This window comes from Polaromonas sp. P1_E1_2 (assembly GCF_056406035.1).
In genome coordinates this window covers 1-1,524 of sequence record NZ_JBFUAZ010000803.1, presented here as the reverse complement: position 1 = coordinate 1,524, position 1,524 = coordinate 1, and the positions used below count along the sequence as shown (strand labels likewise).

The 1,524-nt window shown below is 61.1% G+C and carries 2 protein-coding genes; both read right to left on the bottom strand.

Annotated features, from left to right (window positions below):
• Window positions 1-119: 119 nt before the first annotated feature.
• Window positions 120-611, bottom strand: coding sequence for a thioesterase family protein (locus tag AC1D1P_RS23045; protein ID WP_477651237.1), 492 nt, complete (start codon window positions 609-611; stop codon window positions 120-122).
• A gap of 46 nt (window positions 612-657) precedes the next feature.
• On the bottom strand, window positions 658-1,524 hold an 867-nt coding region (locus AC1D1P_RS23040; protein WP_477674596.1), incomplete at its 5' end, for a biotin/lipoyl-containing protein.

The window sequence follows — 1,524 nt, the reverse complement described above, 5'->3', positions numbered from 1 at the left end:
AGGGACGCAGACAGCAGGGTCGCCTTTTCTTTTGCTTACTTTTCTTTTGGCGAAGCAAAAGAAAAGTGAGTAGCCGCCGGGCTACCCCCGGCCAGCAACACTCAGCAAAAAGCAGATCCTTAAGAAACGATATAAGCCCCAGCCCCAGTAGAAAACAACTTACCGTCAGCCCCCAGAAACTCCATCCTCGTACTCGCCACCCGAGACCCCAGCCGCATCACCTCAGCCCGCAACTCAAAAAATTCACTGATGCCAGGCCGCAAATAATCCACCCGCAGATCGATGGTGCCCAGCTTGGCAAAGCGGTGCAGCCGCTGCATCGGCGATTCGTCCATGTGGCGCGCGCCTATGGCCGCCATCACGGCGAGCCCGCCCATGGCGTCCAGACCGGCGCTGATCACGCCGCCGTGGATGCGGTTGTGGGCGTAGTGGCCTATCAGCTCGTTGCGCATGTCAATGCGGGCGGTGACCCGTTCCGCCGTCACCGAGGTGATCTTGAGCCCCAGCAACTTGTTGAAAACGATTTTTTCCTCGAACAGCTCTTTGAGGCTGGCGACAAATTCCGGCTCGAACTCAATCGCGCCGGCGGGGGTGGGCTGTGCTTTGGTCATGGCGTCAATTGTCGTGCAGCGAAATCTTTCCTGATTTTCCGGGTTCTCATGCTTTGGCCTCATCGAACCTCAGCAACACCTGCCCGGTACTTGTTTGCTGACCCACCTCTGCCATCACAGCCGCCAGCACGGCATCGTGCGGGGCATTGACCGCGTGCTCCAGCTTCATGGATTCAATCACCAGCAGCGTGTCGCCGCGCTTCACGGCCTGGCCTGGCGCCGCATGGACAGCAATCACCTTGCCGTTGAAGGGCGCCCGCAACTCCCGCGCGGTTGCAACACCGCCGGATGCCGGCGGCGCAAAGGTGGAATCTTCCAGGAACAGGTCCACAGAGCCCGTCTGCACATGCCAGCGTGCACCGGGTTGCCCGGAAGATTCCTTCAGGCGAACCGCCGATATGCGCTGCCCGGTCTGGCCTGTGCCTACCGTCAGAGCACCATCGGGTCCCTGCGTGATCACCGCCTGCAACACCTCGCCGCCCGTTTCGATTTCCAGCGCACTTCCGCCCAACTCACGTACGCGCAGGTCCAGCAGCTGCGCGTGGTGGCGCAGCCGGACCGGCCTGGGAAAGGGGCACGGCAGGCTGTTTGCGGCCCTGTTTGAGTCAATATCCTGAGAGAAAATGCCCACCAGACCATACGGGACAAGCGCAAGCAGCTCCTCTTTTTGTAGCGCTCTGCGTATCGCATCGCCCTGCTCCGCCAGAAAAGGAATCAGCGCATGCCCGGCGCGGAACACCGGATGAGCCAGGCAAGCCAACAAAAACTGCCGGTTGGTGGGCAGGCCCAGCACTTCGGTGCGGCCCAGCGCCGCCACCAGCTGGTCTATGGTTTGATCACGTGTCGCGGCATGCGCCACCAGCTTTCCCAGCATCGAGTCGTAGTGCGGCGACACCACCTGGCCTTCAAACAG